16 protein-coding genes are annotated in these 22,647 nt (G+C 45.9%); 4 read left to right on the top strand and 12 right to left on the bottom strand.

Going from position 1 to position 22,647, the window contains the following annotated elements; genetic code table 11:
• The 12 genes from HU824_RS00735 to recJ form a co-directional block, all read right to left on the bottom strand.
• The gene (locus HU824_RS00735) at positions 1-1,944 is read right to left on the bottom strand and encodes an Mfa1 family fimbria major subunit (RefSeq protein WP_176467753.1); all 1,944 of its coding nucleotides are present in this window, start codon (positions 1,942-1,944) and stop codon (positions 1-3) included.
• A gap of 61 nt (positions 1,945-2,005) precedes the next feature.
• Complete coding sequence (locus HU824_RS00730; protein ID WP_255260428.1) at positions 2,006-3,457, bottom strand: DUF3868 domain-containing protein; 1,452 nt, start codon at positions 3,455-3,457, stop codon at positions 2,006-2,008.
• Positions 3,458-3,472: 15 nt separating this feature from the next.
• Positions 3,473-4,054, bottom strand: coding sequence for a DUF3575 domain-containing protein (locus HU824_RS00725; protein ID WP_016273096.1), 582 nt, complete (start codon positions 4,052-4,054; stop codon positions 3,473-3,475).
• A gap of 553 nt (positions 4,055-4,607) precedes the next feature.
• Positions 4,608-5,570, bottom strand: coding sequence for a site-specific integrase (locus HU824_RS00720; RefSeq protein WP_176467752.1), 963 nt, complete (start codon positions 5,568-5,570; stop codon positions 4,608-4,610).
• Positions 5,571-5,697: 127 nt separating this feature from the next.
• Positions 5,698-6,471: a prephenate dehydrogenase/arogenate dehydrogenase family protein gene (locus HU824_RS00715; RefSeq protein WP_016273093.1), complete on the bottom strand. Its 774-nt coding sequence runs from the start codon at positions 6,469-6,471 to the stop codon at positions 5,698-5,700.
• 35 nt (positions 6,472-6,506) lie between these two features.
• Positions 6,507-7,574, bottom strand: a complete 1,068-nt coding sequence (locus HU824_RS00710; RefSeq protein ID WP_016273092.1) for a bifunctional 3-deoxy-7-phosphoheptulonate synthase/chorismate mutase type II — start codon at positions 7,572-7,574, stop codon at positions 6,507-6,509.
• Between the two features lie 215 nt (positions 7,575-7,789).
• Positions 7,790-8,971 (bottom strand): pyridoxal phosphate-dependent aminotransferase, encoded by a 1,182-nt coding sequence (locus tag HU824_RS00705; RefSeq protein WP_016273091.1) that lies wholly within the window; start codon positions 8,969-8,971, stop codon positions 7,790-7,792.
• Positions 8,946-9,794 carry a prephenate dehydratase gene (locus HU824_RS00700; protein ID WP_016273090.1) on the bottom strand — a complete coding sequence of 283 codons (849 nt, stop codon included), beginning with the start codon at positions 9,792-9,794 and terminating at the stop codon, positions 8,946-8,948. The genes HU824_RS00705 and HU824_RS00700 overlap by 26 nt, the downstream gene beginning before the upstream one ends.
• Positions 9,795-10,088: 294 nt before the next feature.
• On the bottom strand, positions 10,089-10,838 hold the full coding sequence (locus HU824_RS00695) for an endonuclease/exonuclease/phosphatase family protein (RefSeq protein WP_176467751.1): 750 nt from the start codon (positions 10,836-10,838) through the stop codon (positions 10,089-10,091).
• A gap of 21 nt (positions 10,839-10,859) precedes the next feature.
• A complete protein-coding gene (locus HU824_RS00690; RefSeq protein WP_176467750.1) occupies positions 10,860-11,819 on the bottom strand; it encodes a tetratricopeptide repeat protein in 960 nt (319 codons plus the stop codon).
• Positions 11,820-11,931: 112 nt separating this feature from the next.
• The gene (locus HU824_RS00685) at positions 11,932-13,824 is read right to left on the bottom strand and encodes an ATP-dependent DNA helicase RecQ (protein ID WP_176467769.1); all 1,893 of its coding nucleotides are present in this window, start codon (positions 13,822-13,824) and stop codon (positions 11,932-11,934) included.
• A 285-nt stretch (positions 13,825-14,109) separates the two neighbouring features.
• The gene (gene recJ, locus HU824_RS00680; protein WP_176467749.1) at positions 14,110-15,825 is read right to left on the bottom strand and encodes a single-stranded-DNA-specific exonuclease RecJ; all 1,716 of its coding nucleotides are present in this window, start codon (positions 15,823-15,825) and stop codon (positions 14,110-14,112) included.
• Between the two features lie 197 nt (positions 15,826-16,022).
• On the opposite strand from recJ, the gene yaaA reads away from it, so the two are divergent.
• The 4 genes from yaaA (at position 16,023) to HU824_RS00660 (ending at position 22,641) form a co-directional block, all read left to right on the top strand.
• Positions 16,023-16,790: a peroxide stress protein YaaA gene (gene yaaA, locus HU824_RS00675; RefSeq protein ID WP_176467748.1), complete on the top strand. Its 768-nt coding sequence runs from the start codon at positions 16,023-16,025 to the stop codon at positions 16,788-16,790.
• Positions 16,791-17,404: 614 nt separating this feature from the next.
• Positions 17,405-18,397, top strand: coding sequence for a phosphatidylinositol-specific phospholipase C (locus tag HU824_RS00670; RefSeq protein WP_176467747.1), 993 nt, complete (start codon positions 17,405-17,407; stop codon positions 18,395-18,397).
• An 84-nt stretch (positions 18,398-18,481) separates the two neighbouring features.
• A complete protein-coding gene (locus tag HU824_RS00665; protein ID WP_136009084.1) occupies positions 18,482-19,306 on the top strand; it encodes an ROK family protein in 825 nt (274 codons plus the stop codon).
• Positions 19,307-19,479: 173 nt separating this feature from the next.
• Complete coding sequence (locus HU824_RS00660) at positions 19,480-22,641, top strand: TonB-dependent receptor (RefSeq protein WP_136009083.1); 3,162 nt, start codon at positions 19,480-19,482, stop codon at positions 22,639-22,641.
• The last annotated feature ends 6 nt before the right edge of the window (positions 22,642-22,647 follow it).

Genomic DNA, 22,647 nt, shown 5'->3' with positions numbered 1-22,647 from the left:
TTAGAATTCAATGTCGTTTATGCGAACCACCCAAGGAAGCACCTCGACAGAGAGCTTCAGGTAGATGTCGCCCTTCTCGTCCGGAGTTCCGGGGTCGACGGGGTCGGGGTCGTTTTCGCTAAGGCGCGGATGACCAAGGCGGTTGATGTCGACAACAGACAGTTTGTACACGTTGTTGCGAACCACGGCAAACTCCATCGGGCCCATTACACCGTTGTTGCCGTTGTCGTTGTGACGGTTCCAGTAGAAGTAGTAGCAGTAGTAGCCTGCACCGTCATTCTTGTCCTCGCTCGACTGGTAGAGGGTGAACTGATGGTCTTTGTTGGTGGCTACTTCCTTGAAAGCCGATAAAGCGGCTGCATCGTTGTGGCCCTTTACATTATGCCATATGTTCCACAGGTAGTCGGGGCTCTTGGTATCATCGCTATAGACGGTTTCCGACGGAGTATTTTTCGGTGTTCCGAATACCGCTTTCTTGAATTCCTCGTTTGCCGTTGCGTCAAGTGCGGCTTTGCGTACTTCTGTCCAGCTTACATAAAGTTGGTTGGAGTAAGCGTAAAGGATGGCATCGGCATTAGAATCGCCTGTTGCCTTGTTGATAGCATCTTGCAATGCTTGGGGAGCATCTGTTGTTACTTGAATTTTTCCTTTAAACACGATGCCGGTACTGATGCCGTTCTCCTGCTTGTTCATGCCGGGGATGGTGTTCTCGGTGGCATAACGCCAGATGCGGTAACCGTCTCGGCTGTGGTTGTTGTTCCATTTGTCATCGTTGTCTTCGTCTTTTTTGATAACGTCGCTAATCAGACTGGTGTACCACTGGTCGCGGGCTGTCTCGTCAATACTCCAAGTGTTGTTATCCTGGTGTCCGAGGCAGAAATTGAAGTAGTCGGCAAAAGGATAGCTTGCATTGATGTCTCCGTTCTTTTGTTCGGCATCGGTATCTACTACGAAGTTATAGCTTTGTCCGCTGTCGTATTCGGTTCCGCAGATTTCCACGTTGTTGGCCAGACCGTTATCGGATACGCGGCGCAGGTAGTAGAAATGCTTGCTCATGTTAATCAACGCCATCTTGTTCAGTTTGACTTTCAGCGTAGGCTTGTTGTCTTTTTCTGCTATGACGTATGTCTGGTCCTTGCTGGGACTGCCGTCTTTGAAATCGAAGCGTGCCACGACACGTTCCACACGGATATTTCCGATATTCCCGATTTCGGTGCCGTTGCTCAAGGTGTTTTTGCCCGAGAAATCAAAGGCATTGTTTTCAGTTGTAAAGTTGTCCCAATCGGTAAAATTCTTCGGAATATACTTTTTTATGTCTTTGCTGCTTGCCGTGGCCATCAGGAAGCCTGCCTTGTGGTCGTTTCCTCCCCAGACAGCTGCTCCTGTAGCAGTTCCGTTAGGTTTTTCTTCAAGAGTGGCAATCTCGTCAATCCATTTGTTGTCGGTACCGGACTTTTCGAAGATTTGTTTCAACTCCATTGTCGGATTGCAGAATACATAAAGATTGACTTGGTCTTTTCCTGCTCCAAGTGTCCCGTTGCCATAGTAAGCGGCCAATGCGGATTTATTGATTTTCTGGGTTGTGTTGACGATTCCTTCACGCACTACCGGCAATGAGTTGTGTTCGCCGGCAGCGATGAAGTTGTTGCTTGCATCCGCCAATACAATCAAGACGCCATTCACCTTGTTCTCGTAATCCTTTCCTACCTCCGTACCGTCTGTACTGGTTCCATAGTCATCATCCTTGTCTGAGTCGGTTTCACTTCTTGTGTTTTTTCCTCCTACGGGCAATTGTATGTTCACATTCATGTATACGGCATCTTCGGGATGTCCCGGGTATACGCCCGGTTCATTGCTGCCGTTCAGTTCGTTGTCGCTGCATCCTGCAATGGTACACATTGCCAGCATACCAATGAAAAAAATACTCCAGTTTTTTCTTTTCATAGCGTATAATTTATTAAGAGTTTATTTATTTCGGTGTTATATTCTTGTTGTTTCCTCTCCTTTATTCCGCGTCTTCGGCCATCTCTTGTCTTATGCGTTCTATCTGTTGCAACGCGTCTTCCGCTTGCGCCACTCCTTTCTGTAACGCTTGCTTCAGTAGTGGTTGGGCTGCGTCATAGTCCTTCAGCAGGGCGGCGTGTATGCCGCGTGCGTAGATGGCTTCGGGAGCATCGCCCGCCTTGCCCAGATAAGTTTCGGCTCCTTTCAGGTCACCGAGGCGTAGGGCAGTATTGGCAGCGTTGAGGTTTGCCACGGGGTCGTCGGGGAACATACGTACGGCAGTTGCGAAGGTAGCGTTATACTCGTCGCTGCCCGGTTCCATCTCCTGCGCGACGAGGTACATTTCGTTCAGGCTCAGCTTCTGGGGGTGGCTCTTGAGCAGGCTCCTGATCTCCGCAAGGTCTGTATAGGCACGTACCTCATACTGTACGGCATAGTCGGAATGGCGCAGTCCGGGATAGACTTCGCTCAGTAGGTAAGCATAGTCGGCGGGATAGGTTGCCTTGATTTTCCGGTCTTTCGCATCAGGGTCCAGGTCGCTGTGTATTAAGGCCAGAATGCCTTCTCTGTTCTTTAGTTGCGAGGAGGTTACGAAGCGCTCCAGTCCTTCCCAGTCTTCGGGCTCGAAGCCGGTGGTGAAGAGTGATTGGGGGAAAACATACTGCTTGCGTACATATTCTTTCAGGGTTTCAGTACGTCCCTTGGCCAGGCGTATGTTGTTGCTGTACGATCCTTCGGGCGAGGCATATCCCTTGATGCTGATGCTGATAATCTTGCTGTCTGCATCATTCTTCACGGCATCTATGGTAGAAAGAATCTTCTTCAGCTCCTCAGGATTGCGTCGGTAGTCGGGATGTATTTCGGTACGGTTCACGGGGAAGTCGATGTAGGCTGAACCTTCAATCCGGTTGATTTTCTGCTCGGCCTTAGGGCGTATGTAGGCGTACGCGGGTACGAAAGGTGTAGGTACGCGTTTTTCCAGCCGTAGTTTGCTCAGAGGGGTAGTGGTGCTGGTCAAGGGGGCGTCGCAACATCCGCAAGTGGTTTCGGTGGCGCTGAGCCGGGCTCTTCCCATCCATTTTTCATAGGGCACCGTCACGCGGTATTCTATCAGATTGCGTTCGCCGTTGCGATAGAGCCGTTCGGTGTCGGAGGCGTTTCGCAGGTGGTGGTAATAACGGTTACGCCCCGCAATGCGTATGGCAGGCAGGCTGAGGCTGTCGTCTTTAAGGGTGAGCGAAGGGGTGAACAGTACTTCACGGTTGCTTCCTTGCTTAAGTACGGAGATGTCGAGGTCCATCGCCACGAATAGTTTGTCTTCTTGCTTTGAGACGGCTAGGTTTTGTACTGCTATCTGTCCGTCCGTCAGTGTTTGGCCGTCGGCTCCCAGTGCGCAACATAGGCATAACAAGCCAAAAATCATTTTCTTAGCTAATTTGTTCATAGTGTCCATAACCACCGGATGAATTTAGAATGTGTATACAAGGTTTACCGCGGCCTTGGTAGGACCGACGTAGTGGTGCGGTTTGTCTTTCTCGAGCTTTGTTCCGCAGTTGGCGCAAGGGTAGGCGTCGAATCGTGTGTAGACATATCCGAAGCCTATTTCGGCTTCCAGGTTCCAATGCTTGTCCAGAATCCAGGAATACCCGTATGCCGCACCCACGCCCAGGAACCATCCCTGGTAACGCCGGTCAGAGAGTTTGGAGAAGTCGCTTCCCAGAAAAGAGAAGTCGTTTTTCAGCCCGCCAACGTTGTATTGACCTCCGAGCAGGTGTGCTCCAACGAAGTGTCCTGCCCATCGGTCGCAAAACCAATAGCGTGCTTCAGGTTGCAGAAGCCAATGTTTCCACTTCCGGTCGTGCGAGAGTGTCCATCCGTTGTAGTTGGCAGATACGTCGAGCGTCCATCTGTCTGCCAATCCCGTTTCCACGCCTGCGTTCAGTGTAGCGAAGGCGTCGTATAGCAGATTACTTTTCAGAGCCACTTCCTGACATTTGGCTCCCATGCTGAAAAGACCTAAAAACAAAACCACATAAAGTTTTAAAGTCATCTTTCCCATTATTTAAGATTTGTTAGTGTCATTAATATCTTAATCTCTTCTACTTATAGAGAAAAATTATCAAATTACCAATAAATTCCTAAAAGGAATCAAACAAAATTCCGTATGCCCAGCCTATATGTCGCTGGTGGTTGCAATGAAGAGTATTCAGCAAAAACATAGATACTGCCAGAATTACTATTCATTGTTTTTTTGTTGTACAATTACAATGTGTAATAGTGCTTTTTAGTTTCTATATTCTTTACAGTCTGCGCTTGCGGACTGTAGTTTCAGGATTCATCTCTTCCCAAGAGATGTATAGCATAATAATCAATGACAACATGCTGCAAGGGCATAAGTACAAAGCCGCATTCCAATATACGTTTCGATATACAATTTCACAAATTCATGAATTCCAGATAAAAAAACAAAGAAACATTTGGATATTATCACTGTTTATCATACTTTTGCAACCCAAATCCGTCTCTTGGGAAGAGATGAAGTTTTGATTTTAACATCAGCTTGGTTCCATCTCTTGGGAAGAGATGTATTTGCCTCTGTATGTTTAAAGTAGGTCTAAAATGAGCTTATTGGCTTTGTCTATAATTTCTGTATTAAGTGAAGCCAGATATATCAGCGTTGTATTTTCAGAGTCGTGTCCCATTCCTTCGCTAATGACAGAAAGCGGAATGTTTTTGCTTTTGGCCACAGTGGCCCAAGAATGGCGGGCAACGTACATGGTAAGCGGTATGGAAAGTTGCAATATGCTGCCGATAAATTTTAATTTTTTGTTGACGAGGTGTAGCGCATTATTGTACTGTTTTCTTTCTTCTTTTCCTATCTTATGAATGATGGGGAGCAGATAAGGTGATTCTTGGGATATGTGGTATTTTTCGAGTATATCTTGCATATCTCGTTCCCATCGTATGCAAAGACGTTGTCCGGTTTTCTTACGTCGATAGGTGAGGATTCCGTTTTTCAGGTCATTTTTTTTCAGGTAAGCCATATCCACAAATGACATGCCTCGGGTGTAGAAGCTGAATAAAAACATGTCGCGTGCATAGTCCAATGAGGGGCAGTGTGACAAGTCCATGTTTCGGATGTTGCGAATGGTTTTTATGGGCAGTCCTCGCCGTATGGTTTTCTCCACTCCCGTATAGACATTCTTGAAGGGGAATACTTGTTTCGTAAAGCCTTTCTCTACCGCCCGGTTGTACACGGCCCGCAGTATTCGGTTGTAGAAGGAGATGGTGTTCATGCTCACTCCGGTCGATTTGAGATAGGCCTCATAGGAAGCCGTCAAGTCTGCGTCGAAATCTTTCCAAAGTACATCCTTTCCCTGGCGGAAGCGCATGAAGCTGTTGAGCGTACACGTGTAGGTTTCGCCGGTGCGCACTTTGCCCAGTCGGTGCATGCGGTCGATGTTTTCTTGCATGAATAGTTGTAAGGTTGCTTTGGGCGAAGCATTGTTCTTTGCCTGCTTGCTTTGCGTGGCGGCAAGCTTTGATTTGTTCTTGATAGATGCCATGAATTAAAAAAATTAAAGTGGATAAAATATTGCTGCTGTTTTGATGCAGCTTTCAGGAGGCAAAGATGTGGTTTTTAGTTGAGATACAAGTGTGTGCTTTGGCATCGGAGCACACACTTGTGCTTGGTTATCTGATTTTTTCCCGGATTTTGGTCAGGTATTTCTTCATACCTTCCGCATCCTTATTGCTGATGATTTCCAGTAGGTTCTTCAGTTCCAGACGGATGTTCTCCACTTGTGAGGGGGTGCGCGGATTGAAGAGAATTTCTTGGAGCAGGTAATCATCTTCGCTCAGCAGACCTTTGGCGATGGCCATGTGCTTTTTGAATGTAGTGCCCGGAGCTTCCTGGTGCTTCATGACTGCCGAAAACACAAAGGTGGAAACAAAAGGAATGGATAAGGAATAGGCTACGGTTTCATCATGTTCGTCGAATGTATATTCAAAGATATTCAGCTTCATGGTCTGGTAGAGGTCTTTGAAGAAGATTTTGCCCAAGTGGTCGCCTTCGCTGATGATGATTGCATTCTCTGTATTCAGGTTGCTGAGGCTGGCGAAAGTGGGGCCGAACATAGGATGTGTCGACACGTAGCGAAAACCGCTTTCATCGTAGAACTTCTTCAGCCCGGTCTTTACCGAGGCGATGTCGCTGATGATACAGTCTTTGGGCAGTACCGGCAACACTTGACGGAAAGCGTCCAGTGTGTATTTCACCGTAGCGGCATTTATGACTAGCTCCGGCTCGAATTCTTTGATTTCTTCCAGCGTGGTGAAGCGGTAGGTGTTATAGACAAAGCGCAGTTGGTGCGGGTTGACGTCGAACACGGCCGTCTCGTGCTGGAAACTCAATATGTCTGTAAAGAAAGAGCCCATTTTCCCGGCTCCAAGTATTAATATTCTCATGATGTTTAATGTGCTGATATTGGTGCATTGAATAATTACTTGTTTATAATTTCCATTTGTTGTCTCACGCTCTCTTCGTGTATCGCCTCAAATACCTTTTTGATGAATTCGGCATCCATGCCGCACAATGCGCCTTGCGAGCCGCGTTTCTCGAGAATCTCGTTGTAGCGTCCGGTTTGCAGGATGGTTATGTCGTGCTCTTTCTTGTAAGTGCCGATTTCTCGTGCCACACGCATTCGCTTGGCCAGCTCCTGAATAAGATTGTTGTCGCATTCGTCAATCTGCTTACGTAATTCACTGAGATTTTCGGTGCTTTGCGTCTCCTTGCGGATGACGAGCAGGTTGAGGATATAATCGAGCACATCCGGGGTGACTTGCTGGGCTGCATCGCTCCAGGCACAGTCCGGGTTGCAGTGGCTCTCGATAATCAGACCGTTGAAGCCCAAATCCATAGCTTGCTGGCAGAGTGGAGCAACCAGCTCGCGCTTTCCGCCTATGTGGCTGGGGTCGCAGATAATGGGCAGGTTCGGGATGCGTCGGCGCAGCTCAATGGGAATATGCCATTGGGGCAAGTTACGGTAGAGCTTTTTGTCATAGCTGCTAAACCCGCGGTGGATGGCACCCAGACGCTTCAAGCCTGCATTGTTGATACGTTCCAAAGCTCCAATCCACAGCTCCAGGTCAGGATTTACCGGATTCTTCACCAGTACCGGGATATCTACGCCTTTCAGTGCGTCGGCAATTTCCTGTACGGCGAAAGGATTGGCGGTGGTACGTGCGCCTATCCAAAGAAGGTCAATTCCAGCCTTCAGGCATTCGTATACATGCTTGGCGGTAGCAACTTCTGTAGAAACATACATGCCGGTTTCTTTCTTTACCTCCTTCAGCCATGCAAGGCCGTCTACACCTACTCCTTCGAAGCCGCCCGGTTTGGTACGCGGTTTCCAGATACCGGCACGGAATAACTTGAGGCCTTTGTCAGCCAATTGTTTGGCTGTGCTCATTACTTGTTCTTCGGTTTCGGCACTGCAGGGGCCGGCTATTACCATAGGGCGTTTGTTCTCAACACCGGGCAATGTGATAGGTTCTAGTTCGAGTTCCATATTCTTTATTTGTTTAATAATATTCTTTATTTATACTCTTTTTCTCTTATAATTCTTTCCCTCTCGGGAGACTTTTCTGAACGCGGTTCCCAAGATTTACCAAAACGTCGGAGAGGATTTTACTAAATCATTCCTCTCGTTTTACTAAATCTCCGGTGGAGTTTTTGTAAACGGGGATTCCGGATTTAGGTTGTCTGTCTCCTGCTTGTAAGCATTTATTTCATACTCTTGATGCGTTCCAATGCTTCTGCCAGTTTATTGTCCTTACAGCAGAGTGAGATGCGGATATGCCGTTTCCCGTTGCTTCCGAAGATAAACCCGGGAGTGATGAATACCCTGGCTTTATGCAGTACGCGTTCGGTCAGTTCTTCTACGTCTGTACAACTGTCGGGAATCTTGCCCCAGAGAAACATTCCTACCTGCTTTTCGTCGTAGGTACAACCCAAGGCATGCATGATTTCTCCTGCCATCCGGCGGCGGTTACGGTAGTTCGCGTTGTTGCCGTCATACCAGTCCTGCTCTGCTTCCAGAGCGGTGGCGGCTGCCAGTTGCATGGCACGGAACATACCGCTGTCGATGTTGCTTTTTACTTTCAGTATCCATTGTACGAAGTCGGCATTCGAGGCAAGCATGCCGATACGCCAGCCCGGCATATTGTGGCTTTTGCTCATGGAATTGAATTCTATGCAGCACTCCTTGGCACCCGGAATGCTGAGGATGCTGATGGGATGTTCGTTCAGGATGAAACTGTAAGGGTTGTCGTTCACGATGACGATATCCTTGCGGCGTGCGAAGTCCACCAGCTTCCGGTACAGTTCCGGTGTTGCATTTGTCCCTGTGGGCATATTGGGATAGTTGGTCCACATCAGTTTTACACGGCTCGTGTCCATCCGTTCCAGCTCGTCGAAGTCGGGCATCCAGCCGTTTTCTTCTTTCAGGTCATAGTTCACGACCTCGGCGCCGAGAATCTTGCTTAATGAAGTATAAGTAGGATAGCCGGGATTGGGAACCAATACTTGTTCGCCGGGATTGACAAAAGCCAGTGTCACGTGCAGGATGCCTTCTTTGGAGCCGATGAGCGGTTGTATCTCTGTGTTGGGATTCAATGCTACACCGTACCATTTTTTGTACCAGTCCGCAAAACCGCGGCGCAGTTCGGGGATGCCTACGTAGGGCATATAGCCATGTCCGTCTGGATTGCAGGCGGCTTCGCAAAGTGTTCGGATTGTTTTTTCGGAAGGTGGCATGTCGGGGCTTCCGATGCCCAGGCTGATGACGTCCTTGCCTTCCGCATTCATTTGTGCCACTTCTTTCAGTTTTTTCGAGAAGTAGTATTCGCTTACGCTTGCCAGACGTTCGGCCGGCTTTATCTTAGATGTTTGACTTTCCATCTTCATATTCTCCTAATATTTTCAGTTCTTTGGTCAGCGGTGTGATGGCCGCAATGGATTGTTTATATCTCAGTACATTGTCGAACACGACATCTACGTAAAACTGGTATTCCCATTCCCGTCCGATGATGGGCAGTGATTGTATCTTGGTCAGGTTGATGCGGTAGAAGGACAAAATGGACAATACCTGAGAAAGGCTTCCTTCGGTATGGGGAAGGGTGAATACCATGCTTGCCTTGTTGACGTCCTTGCTACGGTGCCGGTTCAGCTCATCCACTTGCCAAGGGTCGGCCACTACCAGGAAGCGGGTGAAGTTGTGCTTGTTTGTTTCGATGCCTTCCTGCAGAATCTTCATGCCGTAACGCTCTGCGGCTGCTTTGGAGCAGATGGCGGCATGACCTTTCAGGTTTTCTTTTCGGATGATTTCGGCACTGCGGGCAGTATCTTCGCCTTCCACCACTTTTATACCGGGGTGCTGTCCGAGGAATTCACGGCATTGCATCAGGGCGATGGGGTGGGAGTTGACCTCAGTAATATCATCCCAGTCTTCATCGGGCAGGCAAACAAAACTATGGGAAATGCGCAGCTTGTACTCGCCGATAATCTGTGCGCCACTTTGGCGTAATAGCTCATTGTTGTGCAGCAGACTACCTGCAATGGTGTTTTCTATTGCCAGCATTCCTATGGTCTGACTGTCTTTCTTGATGGCGCCGAATACGTCTTCAAAGCTGGCGCAACAGATTAACTCTATTTCTTCTCCTTCGAAGTACTTGTGTGCGGCGATGTCGTGATACGAGCCTAATGTTCCTTGAATGGCTACCTTTTTCATTATTCTTTATTTTCTTGGTTATGCTATAAAAAAATCCCGCTTCCATACGATGGAGCGGGATTCAGTATATTTACTTGGTTCTCTATTCAGTCCTTAAGCATCACTGTCACTTGATACATACAAACTCCCGCTCTACTTTCTGGCTAAAGTAAAAGTAAAAAAAGAAGTAATATGCATAAGTAAATGACTTCATACTTGTATTCTCTGTTTTTTGGATTACGCGACAAAAGTAATGCTTTTCTTTTATATACAAACAAAAAACAATGTTTTTTTTAGGGATAGTAGCAATTTAACTTATTTCCCTTTGATTTGTACAATGACTTGAACCGGACGATGGTCGGATGCAATGGTATCTTCTATGACTTTTCGGTATTGCACATCAAACCGATACCCATTCTTGGAATAGCCATAGATGTAGTCTATACATTGGTTGGGACGGTCTGCCGGGAAAGTACAAGAGGTTGTGTCATTGAGGGTGGCAAAATGTTTTTCCAATTCCAGCTGAGGAGCGCTTGCTGGTGCAGAGTTCATGTCGCCTGCCATCAAAATGGGCTTATCGAGGTTTTGCAAGGCTTTTTCTATCAATGGCACGGCAAGGAGCTGGTCCTCTGGAGTGAGAGACTGGTGTGTGGCACAAAATACATAATCTTTATATTCTGCAATAATGAAGGTGCGTTTTTCTTCCCGTCCGGGCATTGGAATAATCTCGTATTTTACGGGTATCTCTCTGGAGAGAATTCCGATGCCGTAGCTTCCACCCTGAAAAGGAATGGCTGCTGCATAGGTGCCGTGCATTCCGGTCAGTTTTTCTAGCTCTCCAAGAGTATGGATTCCTTTGTTGCGCACCGTTATACTGTCAAGCTCCTGCAGGGCAACTATGTCAGGAGAAGTTTGACTGATAACATTGGCAATGCGTTGGTAATTGTACTCCTTGTCCATGCCGATGCAATTATGTACGTTATAGGACAGTATGTTCACTTGCTGTGCATGGGCAGGTGCGAACATCAGTACAAAAAGTACTGACAGAAACAAATTTCGTTTCATTGGCGGCAATAATTGAATTTGTTATAATCCCAGGATATTACCGGTTCTTCCCTCCGGCTGGTTACCATATTGTCCGTTAAAGTTCTGTATTTCCTTAGGATTGAGTTCCAGTCCTTTCTTCATGTCTTCTGCAGAACCTTCCTTGTCGCCGTTCAGTAACTTGGCGCGTCCGCGCTCATGATAGGCCTCTGCGAAATTGGGGTTCAGTTCTGTGGCTTCCGTAAAGAGCCCGATGGCTTCTGTCAGCTTATTTTGGGTGATGTAAAGCTGGCCTAAGTAGAGGAAGGCTTGTTCGTTAAAGGGATTCAGCTCCGTTACTTTCTGATAACTGCTTTCAGCTTTTTCTTTGTTTCCCGTAGCTTCTTCTATCTTTCCGCGGAGCAAGATGGCACCTTCGTCTTCCGGGTCTTGTGCCAGAATGGCGTCTATGTCTTCCACCGCTTCCTTATATTGTTGCATTTGTGCCAGAGCCTCGGCACGGAGCAGACGGGCTTCAGTAAAATCATCTTTCAGTACGATGGCTTTCGTAAGATGGGCGATGCACATGATGCCGTCTCCTTGCCCATTGTCCGCTTTGCCTAGCAGGTAGTGTGCTATGGCGTTGCCCTCTTCTATCTCGATAGCCTTCTTTGCTGCATCTGCCATGGCAGGATAATCTTCCTGCATGTAGCATACGTTGGCAAGACTGAGGTAGGAGGAGGTATGTTCCGGTTCTATTTCGGTCATGCGTTCCAGCAGTTTGTGTGCCTCGTCCAGTTTGTTGGTCTGGATGCAGACTTGGACGAGATATCCCATGGTTTCAAAGTCTTCCTGAATGGCAAGAGCTTCAGTAAAGCATTTGATAGCGTAGTCTGTACGGCCCATGCGTTGTGCACGCATACCGTCATACTTGAATATCTCAAAATTCTTCTGTTCGTTTTTTTGTTTCTCATTTTCCGGATTGTCTGACTTGCCGGAGAAAAAAGATTTAAAGAATCCCATAAGTGATTACAAATTAAAGAATTAAAAATTAAAAAGGAAAAGGTGGGCATGGCTGATAAGTGATGTTCCTTTCAGTGGCAGGGCATTCTTTTCCAACGGCAAAAGTAGTGAATTATTTTTTGATTTGAAGCATTCCGTTGACAGCAATTACCTTGCCTTCGTCCAACAATCCATGTAACACATCGATGAACATGTTTTTATCAGCCGGTATTTGTTCTGCCAAAGTGGCCGGAGTTTGTTGTTTGTCAGATAGGGCTTGAAGAATCTTTTCAGAAAGTTCCTTTTCCGAAAGGTGGTCGGAAGTTTTCTTGTTCCTCAAACTGATGCAGGTATCGCATTGTCCGCAGTCGTGTCCGTTTTTCTCTCCGAAGTAGTGCAGCAGCATCCGGCTGCGACACACGGTGTCGCTGCTCACGTAATCCAGCATGGCACTTATGCGTTTCTCGTATCGCTTTTTGCGTTCCTCGTACACGGCGGGAGGAATTTGCAGGTGACGCATTTCAACTCTCTCTCGCGTGTATATTATATATGGTGTCTTTTTGCGGGGGATGTAACTGACGATACGTAGCTTGGCAAGGTGGATGAGCTGTTCATACACTTGCCGGCGTGTGAGCCCGGTGCGTATGGCCAGTGATTCTTCATTGATGAAAGCATGGTCTGTGAAGACTCCGGTATAGGAGCGGAGAATGGTTTGGATGAGTTTGTCCATGTCTTCGCCGAGTTCCCTCAGTTTATAAAGCTCGTCTCGCCGGATAGTGAACAGTAGCCGGGATGCGTTGTCTTGTTCATCTGTATATTCCAGGTATCCCGCTTGTGTCAGAATCTTTAAGGCACTGTCCACGGGAACGGGGAAATACTTGAACTTTCGGCAAAAGTCTTCTATATTGAATTCGCGTACACAGCCTTGTCCATCTCCCATTGCCATCTGGTAATAGTATTGAAGATGCTCATATACTTCTTTTATATACTCTTTTTCAGGAAAGGTGTCGGGAATGCGTTTGTGCAGTGTTGCCTTGTCCGACTTGGCGTAAAGGACGACCGCGTAGGCTTTTTGTCCGTCCCTTCCGGCACGTCCTGCTTCCTGGAAGTAGGCTTCGATGGAATCGGGCAAATCCATGTGGATGACAATCCGTACATCCGGTTTGTCTATACCCATACCGAATGCATTGGTGGCGACCATGACGCGGCTTTCTCCTGTCTGCCAGCGTTGTTGACGGATGTCTTTGGTGGCGTCATCCAGTCCGGCATGGTAGAAATCTGCGGTGATGTCTTCGTTGTGTAGCAGTTCGGTAATTTCCTTGGTGCGGCGACGGTTGCGCACATAGATGATGGCGCTTCCGGGCATACGGCGCAGGATGTGCAACAGCTCTCCCGTCTTATTTTCTGTTTTGCGGACGATATAGGCGAGGTTTTTGCGTTCGAAACTCATACGGAACACATTTTCCTTACGGAAATGCAGACGGGCCTGGATATCTTTCACTACTTCCGGAGTGGCGGTGGCTGTCAATGCCAGGATTGGTACGCCGGGCAGCAGTTTGCGTATTTCGGCTATTTTCAGATAGGCTGGACGGAAATCGTAGCCCCATTGTGATATGCAGTGGCTTTCATCTACCGTAATCATACTGATTCTCATCTTTTGCAGTTTGGTGCGGAAGATTTCTGTATCGAGCCTTTCGGGAGAAATATAGAGAAACTTGAAATTGCCGAATATGCAGTTCTCTAATGTGACGATGATTTCCTGCCTGCTCATGCCCGAGTAGATGGCAAGTGCCTTGATTCCTCGCTTTTTCAGGTTTTGTACCTGGTCTTTCATGAGGGCAATCAACGGGGTGATGACCAGGCAAAGTCCTTCTTTGGCAAGCGCCGGAACCTGAAAAGTGATGGATTTTCCTCCTCCCGTGGGCATTAGCCCCAAAGTGTCCCGTCCCTCGGTAATGCTGTTGATGATGTCTTCCTGTATCCCCCGGAAGGCGTCATGACCCCAGTACTGCTTTAAAAGCTTCATCTCCAATCCACCCCCTCCGGTTCCCCCGTTATCGGGAGAGAGCAATCCCGCAAGGAGGGGAGTTTTGAAGTTGCTATTGCTGCTCATTACTTTACTGGACTTTTTTACTACTTCTTATCGTTGAACTGATGTTTTCTCCTAATTAAGTATTAGTGATTAATTATCTTATAGTATCAACCGATATTTATCATTTCCTTATATAATGCAGTATTATCCTTATTTCCTTCTTACGGGATTATCCCCCCCTATAACGGAGAACCGGAGAGAGGGGGAGGGGAGAGGCTTTTAATTCGGTTTTATGTCTTCAATCTGCAATTGTACCTCGCCTCGTTTATGGGTATTTTCCTCAATGGAATAGCAAATGTCGAAGGAACGTTTGGTCTTGATGAAGCGTACGTGAGAACTTTGTCCGAAAGCGATGCCGTTCATCACATTGTTTGATTTGTTGTCCACCAATTCCAGCTTGATATGTTCCTGGTCTCGCCCTACGACTTTACTGGTACCATAATCATAGACATTGTGCGTGCAGAAAATGGGTTTGGCATTGTCCGGACCGAATGGATTGAATTTCTTAAGGTCGCTGAAGAATTTCGGAGTGATGTCTCTGAAATCAATCTCGGCATGGATATCGATGACGGCACATGTCTGTTCCGGCAGGATGTTTTGTGATACGAACTTTTCGAAACGTTCGATAAAGGCTGGTACATTTTCCACCTTCATGGAAAGACCGGCAGCGTAGGTATGACCTCCGAAGTTTTCCAGAAGGTCGCGGCAGTATTCAATAGCTTTGTAGACGTCGAATCCGGAGACGGAACGGGCGGAACCGGTTGCCATATCATCCGTACGTGTCAGTACTACTGCCGGGCGGTAATAGATTTCCGTCAACCGGGAGGCAACGATTCCGATGACGCCTTTATGCCAGTCTTCATTGTACAATACAATGGAACGGCGGTCGACAAGTCCGTCCAAATCGGCCACAATCTTATTGGCCTCTTCGGTCATGGTTTTGTCCAAGTCCTTGCGGGTCTCGTTGTATTGATTGATTTGTCCGGCTTTCTCCAGAGCAAGGGAGAAATCTTTTTCAGTAAGCAGGTCAACGGCTTCTTTTCCGTTCTGAATACGTCCGGAGGCATTGATACGGGGACCTATTTTGAATACAATGTCACTGACAGTGATATCCTTGTCCGTCAGTCCGCATACATCAATGATGGCTTTCAATCCTACACTGGGATTGCTGTTCAACTGCTTTAGGCCGTGGTAGGCAAGAATACGGTTTTCACCCATAATGGGGACAATGTCCGATGCGATGCTGACAGCGCAAAGGTCTAATAGGGGAATCAGGTGATGGAACTCGATGCCATTGTTGATGGCAAATGCTTGCATGAACTTGAAACCTACGCCGCATCCGGACAGATGCTCATAAGGATAGGTGTTGTCTTCCCGTTTGGCATTCAGAATGGCTACGGCAGGAGGCAGTACGTCATCGGGGACATGATGGTCGCAGATGATGAAATCAATGCCTTTCTCCTTGGCATATGTGATTTCTTCGATGGCTTTGATACCGCAGTCCAATACAATAATCAAGCCTACACCACTCTCTGCGGCATAGTCTATTCCTTGGGTTGAAACTCCATACCCCTCATTGTAACGGTCGGGGATATAGTAGTCGATGTTCGAATAGAACTGTTGAATAAACTTGTAGACCAATGCCACAGCCGTGGTACCGTCTACGTCATAATCTCCATAAACAAGAATGCGCTCTTTCTTTCCCATTGCCTTGTTCAGGCGTTCTACGGCTATATCCATATCCTTCATCAGAAATGGGTCGTATAGGTCCGGTAGTTGGGGGCGGAAAAATTTCCGGGCATCCGCTGCCGTTGTTATTCCCCGCTCCGCCAGCAATTTTCCCAATATTGGGCTAATTCCCAATTCTTGGGCCAGTTGTTGGCTTGCTTCTGCCTGTTCGGGTGTAATGGGTTGATAATTCCATTTGTGAGTCATTTTATATATTGTTTTTTCTTTTTCTGTCTCAATATGTTGGGGAGCAGGAAGGTTCAATACGTGCACTTTTCTCCAACAAGGTGTAAAGGTATGAAAAACTCTTGAAATGGAGGTGAATTCCAGAGAAAAACTTTATAGGTATACATAATTCTCCGTCGAAAACCTTTATTTTTGCATCTGCTAAAAAAAGAATTGTTATGCTTGTCCTTATCTCTTGTGCGAAGACCATGGCATCACGCTGCTCGGTTGTCGTGCCTGAAGTCACGGTACCGAAATTCGAAGCGGAGGCTGTGCGTAATGCGTTGGAAATGTCGCAGTATCCAGTATCCGAATTGGAAAGGCTTCTTCGGGTGAATACCAAAATTGCCACCGAGAACTGTTTGCGTTTTCATGATTTCTGTTCGGAAGAGAATCATCCGATGCCGGCTATTTGCGCCTATACCGGAGCTGTTTTCAAACGCATTCTTCCGAAAGATTTTTCAGTGGAGGATTTTCGTTATGCGCAAGAGCATCTGCGTATCACTTCTTTTCTTTATGGGCTGCTTCGTCCGCTGGACGGCATCAAACCCTATCGTCTGGAGGGAGATATCCGCTTGCCCGAAAAAGGGGGAGTTTCCATGTTTGATTATTGGAAACCCTTGTTGACGGACTGCTTTATAGAAGATATTAAAAATAGTGGTGGTGTTCTTGTTAATTTGGCAAGTGCTGAAATGAAGGACTTGTTTGAATGGAAGCGGGTGGAGCGGGAGGTGCGCGTTATTACGCCTGAGTTTCAAGTGTGGAAGGACGGGCAGCTGAAAACCATCGTCATCTATGCCAAGATGTGCCGGGGAGAAATGACGCGTTTCATTGTCAAGAACCGCATAGGGCGTCCTGAAGACTTGAAAGCCTTTGCTTGGGAAGGCTTTGCTCTGGATGAGAGCCGCAGCACGAATCATCATTGGCAGTTTACGCTTTTCCCCTGAGAGGGGGCGGTTTGTTCCCTTCTTAAAAATGTTGTTTGCAGAAAGTGGGTTGTTGATAGCTTGGCCGTATTTGATGTGATATAAGTCTGTACTATTACGATTCTCTTCCTTCTTGAAGGAGAGGAAACCATGCGGGTGAAGTTGCACACGTTATTTAAGAAAGCGCTTTGGTACTTGTACCAAGGATGCTTTAGTCTGTGGTCAAGGCTGCTTCTGTCTGCTTTAGAAGATGTCCGGGCTTTATTTCAAGATTTATCTTCAGGCTGGATATGTATATCTTCAATTTGAATATTTATATCTTTAGGCTGAATATTTATATATTCAGGTTGAAGATAAACTTTGAAATATGCTCGATACTGCTTGTTAAGTAGGCTGAGCCGACTTTATGCCCTATTCTTGGCATCCTTGGTATTATAGGCTTGTCTGCTGTTGTCTTGTTCGTATCCCGGCAGTCTCACTATGCTTGATGTGGCGGATGTGGCCTTTGTTCGTATCTTGCACGGATTTTGCAGTAAATCTTTGCGCAAAATGAAGAACTAAATGCGCAAATTGGGATAAGAATGGGAAACGAACCCTCTATTTTTGCACATGCCAAAACTTAAAAGAGATATACTATGGGAAAAATTTGTTTGCGGATATGCTGTGCATTAGCTTTGGTCGTTTTCGTATCGGCTTCTCAGGCTTGTGCAGGGGATGGCGGTTCCCGAACCGCTGATATGCTTGTGCAGGCAGGTGGCAGAAACGTGGCTTGGATGAAGTCTCTTCATGACACACTTCCCGTATGCAAAGTTTCTATTCCGGGTACGCACGACAGTGGAACCGTCAAAGGAGGCCCTATGTTGAAAACGCAGTCAACGAATATTCCAGCCCAGTTGCAGCAGGGCATCCGTGCTTTTGATATTCGTTTAGAGAAGAAAAATGGTAAATTGGGTGTATTCCATAGCCATGCTTTTCAGGATATATATTGGGAAGACGATGTGCTTCCCGCTTTCATCGGTTTCTTGCAGGCACATCCTTCCGAAGTTCTGATTGTTTCATTGAAAAAAGAAGGGGGCGAGTCGCAGGATTATGCTTCTCTGTTGTCTGTTTCTTTGAGTATCCCTGCGCATCAGCGTTATTTCGTGATGGATTTTCGTCCGGAACTGACAGTGGGGGATTGCCGCGGAAAGATCCTGTTCCTGCATAGGGATTACGTCATGGATGATTATCCGGGAGCTGCATGCGTGGGCTGGAAAGACAACAGCACTTGCTTGTTGACCCTTCGCAATAGAGATGGAAAAGAAGGCTGTGTGCTGCTTGAAGATGAATATCAATATGAATCGGGCAAGGATGCCGGCAAGAAAACAGATGTCTCTATCCGCAACCTGGAACGGATATCTGCCGAACCGGTTTCTTCACGTCAGTGGGGCATCACGTTTGTGAGTGCCACGGGGTTGCCTTTGGGAACTCCTAAGGTGTTTGCGGATAAGGTGAATGGGCCTGTAGCGGATTATCTGAAGAAGCAGGGTAAGCGGAATTGCGGCATTGTTTTTATTGATTTTGTCGGTGAGCCCGGTGGTAAGGCCTTGGTAGAATACCTGATTGATAGCAATGTTTGCGCAAAATGAAGAATTATATGCGCAAATATGGGTTTTAAAAAAGAACCGGTTTCCTAATTTTGTGCATGCTAAATGTCTTAAAATTATATATCTATGAAATTGTCAATAGATTTAGGAGGAACTAATATCCGGATAGCACAAGTAGAGGGCGGAAAGTGTCTGAATAAGGTGTCAGTACCTTGCTTGGCTCAGCAGGATGCTTCTACGGTGCTCAATCAGCTTTCTCAGCTCATTCGTAGTGTGATGACTGAAGAAGTGGATGGAATTGGTATCGGAGTTCCCTCAATCGTTGACCCCCAAAAGGGGATTGTATATAATGTTGCGAACATATCTTCCTGGAAAGAGATACACTTGAAGGAGGTGCTGGAGGAAGAGTTCAAAGTGGCAGTTGCTGTTAATAACGACTCCAACTGTTTCGCTCTGGGTGAATGCTTGTTTGGCGAGGGACGCTCATTTTCCCACATGGTGGGTATTACTATCGGGACGGGTATCGGAGCTGGTGTGATTGTAGGCCGTCGTTTGTATTGCGGGCAATATGTAGGTGCGGGAGAAATAGGCTCGCTTCCTTATCTGGACAGTGATTTTGAACATTATTGCAGCAGTTTTTTCTTTAAGCGTTATGATACTACCGGTCTGCTGGCTGCCGAAAAAGCAGCGCAAGGAGAGCAAACCGCTCTGGAGCTTTGGAAAGAATTTGGCAAGCATCTGGGGAATCTTATGAAAGCGGTCCTTTATACTTATGCGCCGCAGGCTATAGTTTTAGGAGGCGGTATTGTGTCGGCTTTTCCTTTCTTTAAAAATGCTATGGAACAAACAATGCAAAGTTTTCCCTACAAGATTATATCGGATAATGTGAGTGTGGTGGCTTCGCATCAAAAGGATTCCAGTTTATTGGGTGCTGCCGCTCTTCTTGAGTAATAATCCCTATACGGTTTGATTGAAAGATAATAAATATTTACAGTTGTATTATTTTGCGCATAAATAAGGACTGTTAGAGAATTGCTTCTTTTGTAATAACTATGTAATTCTGCTTTCTGACCTTTGTGGCGGAATTATAATTTTCTATATTATAAACTTTAAATTTTAATTGGATGAAACAAGTAAATCTTAGAATCTATCGAACGATTCTGACCCTACTGTTAGGGCTGTTCTTGTCGGCAGGTGCTTATGCACAGCAGATTTCTGTGAAAGGAACAGTAAAAGATCAGACTGGTGAACCTGTGATTGGTGCTAATGTGTTGGTAAAAGGAACGACGAATGGAGTGATTACGGACGTTGATGGGAAATTTGTGCTGCAAACTATGGAAAAAGATATTTTGCAAATAAGTTTCATGGGATATAAAACATTGGAAGTAAAGGCTTCGTCAGAACCGATTGCTGCTATTTTGCAGGAAGATACGGAACTGCTTGATGAAGTCGTTGTTATAGGTTATGGGACTAGTCGAAAGGAAGACTTGTCTACGGCAGTTTCTACCGTTAAAATAGATGATAAATTGAAAAGCCGCCCGGCTAATTTGGGGTCTTATCTGCAAGGACAAATGCCCGGTGTTATGATTCAGTCTAATGGTGGAGACCCGATGTCTGATGTTTCTTTGTCTATCCGTGGTCGCGGTTCTCGTGGTACGGACGATAACTACAATAGTGGTGATGGTGTGCTTTATGTAGTGGATGGCGTACCCGGTGCACCTTTCAGCATGGAAGATGTAGAAACCATTACCGTATTGAAGGATGCTGCTTCAGCTGCTATCTATGGAGCAAGTGTAGGTTCTGGTGGTGTAGTGGTGGTAACTACTAAGCAAGCTGCTGTCGGTAAGGTGAAGGTGAATATCAATATTTCCAAGAGTTTTAAAAATGCGATGAATTTGCCCGAAACCCTGACAGCTGAACAATATAATCAGGTATGGGCAGATGCGGTGAAAACGTATGGCGGTATAGCTAATCCATCAAGAAATCCCAATGTGTTTGCTTATGGTAATGTGACACGCACAGATTGGATGGATGCTATTTTCCGTACAGGTTCGTTGGAACACTATGCTTTGTCTTTATCCGGAGGTAGTGAGGTTATGAAAGGTTTTGCATCTTTTGCTTACGACAATGATAAAGGTATTATGCTGAACACATATTCACGCAAATTCTCTGCTAAGGGGAACATGGATTTCCAAATAGCCAAATGGCTGAAATTGAGTGAACGTGTTACTTATGAATATAAAAATGGCCAAGGTAATATCGGTACAGGACATGAAGGTGTATTGAATCAGGCTGTCTTTTTCCCTCGTTCGGCAACAGTGTATGATTATGATAAATCCGGTAACTTGATGACTGATGATCAAGGTAAGCCGCTTTATCACGGAACGGTTCCTCGCTGGGCTATTGACGAAGGTATCAGTAGTCCTTATGGTGAAATGAGAAATCCGGTGGCTACATTGCAACGTCTTAATCAGGAAAGACCTTCTACAAGAATCTATTCTACTACTTCTTTGGAATTGAAGCCTCTCTCTTCTTTGACAATCAAGAGTGATTTTACGGCAGGTTTGGATGTAAGACATGAAGACATATTCTCACCAAGGGTGCTCGAAGTGGGGCGTCCGGATTTGGACAACACTCGTGAGATGTCTAATACTTGGAATAGTAATATCCTATGGGAAACTATCGCCACTTGGGCGAAGGTATTTAACGATGTACATCACGTCAGCGCTATGGTTGGTTATTCTATGAAATATGAAAAATATAAATGGGATCGTTACTATACCAGCGGATACAATTTGGAAGATAGACATTCCATTACGAATGGACAGGCCGGTAATTGGAGCAAATACAAGCCGGAAGAAAGCATTTGGGAAGAATCTATGATTTCTGCTTTTGCTCGTATCGGTTATTCTTATGGCGACCGTTATTTTTTGACAGGAAGTTTGCGTAGAGATGCCACTTCAAAATTGTATAAGGATAATAATTCAGGTATATTCCCTGCTGTATCGGCATCTTGGAAAATATCCTCGGAATCCTTCTTTGAACCCTTGAAGTCGGTTGTCAGCATGCTAAAGTTGCGTGGTAGTTGGGGACAAGTCGGTAATGTGGCTTTGGTGCCTCGTTATTCTTGGAACGTTCCTTTGAATGAAGTCGAATGGCCTATTATCTATGGTCAGAATTTGAATCACATGGTTCAGAACGGTGTGTATGCCGGTTCTATCGGTACCAAAAATTTGAAGTGGGAAACTACAGAGCAATATGGTATAGGTTTAGATATGGGCTTGTTCGATAACAGTTTGAACCTGACGGTAGATTATTTCAACAAACGTACGAAAGACCTGATTGAGGTAGTGCCGATGCCTTCTGTGGCTGGTGTGAAGGTAGACCCTTACGGAAATGTGGGAGATGTGGTGAATCGTGGTTGGGAATTAGGTGCCAGCTACAATAAGACAATCGGTGATGTTACTTTTGGTTTGAATGCCAATATATCTACTGTACATAATGAAGTTCTTGATTTGGGAGCTATGGGATATATGCAACACAATATTGTGTTGAACAGTTTGACTCCATTGCGTTCATCTGTTGGTAATCCTTGGTATTCTTATTATGTATTGAAGACTGATGGTATTTTCCAAAGCGAAGAAGAAGTAAAGAATTTTACTTGGAGAGATCCTGAAACTGGTATGACAAAGCTTATTCAGCCTAATGCAAAGCCGGGTGATTTCAGATATGTGGACTTTAATAACGATGGTCAGATTACTGATGACGATAAACAATATTTAGGCAGCTATATGCCAAAGATTACTTTTGGATTTGGTGGTAACTTGCAATACAAAGGTATTGATTTTAGCTTCCAATTTCAGGGAGTAGGTAAGTCGACCATTTATAACGGATTCAAACAGATGGGTTACACCGGTAGAGGACAAGGTGGTAATATGCTTGCTGATGTTCTTAATTCTTGGGATTACAATAAAACATCCGGTATTCCTCATTTGGCTTTGATTGAAGACGGAAATAACAACTATAGTAATCTTAACGATTTCTTTTTGGAGAATGGTAGCTATCTCCGTTTAAAAAACGTTACTTTGGGTTATACCTTGCCGAAGAATGCCATGCGAACCATTGGCTTGCCTGGCAGTACGTTACGTTTCTATCTGAATGGTGAGAACCTTTTTACTGCGACAGATTACAGTGGTATCGATCCCGAAGTAGGTAACTTCGGTTTGGATGGAGGTACCTATCCGGTAGCTCGATCATTCAGCTTAGGATTCAATTTTAGTTTCTAACTTTAA

This window comes from Bacteroides sp. L10-4 (genome assembly GCF_013373675.1).
Taxonomy (GTDB): domain Bacteria; phylum Bacteroidota; class Bacteroidia; order Bacteroidales; family Bacteroidaceae; genus Bacteroides; species Bacteroides muris.
Note: the sequence above shows the minus strand (reverse complement) of the source record. Positions and strands in the feature narration are given on the sequence as shown.

Bases quoted from the DNA above. Each gene is read 5' to 3' on its own strand.
- HU824_RS00735 (WP_176467753.1), bottom strand. From the start codon at position 1,944: ATGAAAAGAAAAAACTGGAGTATTTTTTTCATTGGTATGCTGGCAATG.
- HU824_RS00690 (WP_176467750.1), bottom strand. From the start codon at position 11,819: ATGGGATTCTTTAAATCTTTTTTCTCCGGCAAGTCAGACAATCCGGAA.
- HU824_RS00685 (WP_176467769.1), bottom strand. From the start codon at position 13,824: ATGAAGCTTTTAAAGCAGTACTGGGGTCATGACGCCTTCCGGGGGATA.
- HU824_RS00660 (WP_136009083.1), top strand. From the start codon at position 19,480: ATGAAACAAGTAAATCTTAGAATCTATCGAACGATTCTGACCCTACTG.
- HU824_RS00730 (WP_255260428.1), bottom strand. From the start codon at position 3,457: ATGGACACTATGAACAAATTAGCTAAGAAAATGATTTTTGGCTTGTTA.
- HU824_RS00700 (WP_016273090.1), bottom strand. From the start codon at position 9,794: ATGAAAAAGGTAGCCATTCAAGGAACATTAGGCTCGTATCACGACATC.
- HU824_RS00705 (WP_016273091.1), bottom strand. From the start codon at position 8,971: ATGAAGATGGAAAGTCAAACATCTAAGATAAAGCCGGCCGAACGTCTG.
- HU824_RS00695 (WP_176467751.1), bottom strand. From the start codon at position 10,838: ATGAAACGAAATTTGTTTCTGTCAGTACTTTTTGTACTGATGTTCGCA.
- recJ (WP_176467749.1), bottom strand. From the start codon at position 15,825: ATGACTCACAAATGGAATTATCAACCCATTACACCCGAACAGGCAGAA.
- HU824_RS00665 (WP_136009084.1), top strand. From the start codon at position 18,482: ATGAAATTGTCAATAGATTTAGGAGGAACTAATATCCGGATAGCACAA.
- HU824_RS00670 (WP_176467747.1), top strand. From the start codon at position 17,405: ATGGGAAAAATTTGTTTGCGGATATGCTGTGCATTAGCTTTGGTCGTT.
- HU824_RS00725 (WP_016273096.1), bottom strand. From the start codon at position 4,054: ATGACTTTAAAACTTTATGTGGTTTTGTTTTTAGGTCTTTTCAGCATG.
- HU824_RS00715 (WP_016273093.1), bottom strand. From the start codon at position 6,471: ATGAGAATATTAATACTTGGAGCCGGGAAAATGGGCTCTTTCTTTACA.
- HU824_RS00710 (WP_016273092.1), bottom strand. From the start codon at position 7,574: ATGGAACTCGAACTAGAACCTATCACATTGCCCGGTGTTGAGAACAAA.
- HU824_RS00720 (WP_176467752.1), bottom strand. From the start codon at position 5,570: ATGGCATCTATCAAGAACAAATCAAAGCTTGCCGCCACGCAAAGCAAG.
- yaaA (WP_176467748.1), top strand. From the start codon at position 16,023: ATGCTTGTCCTTATCTCTTGTGCGAAGACCATGGCATCACGCTGCTCG.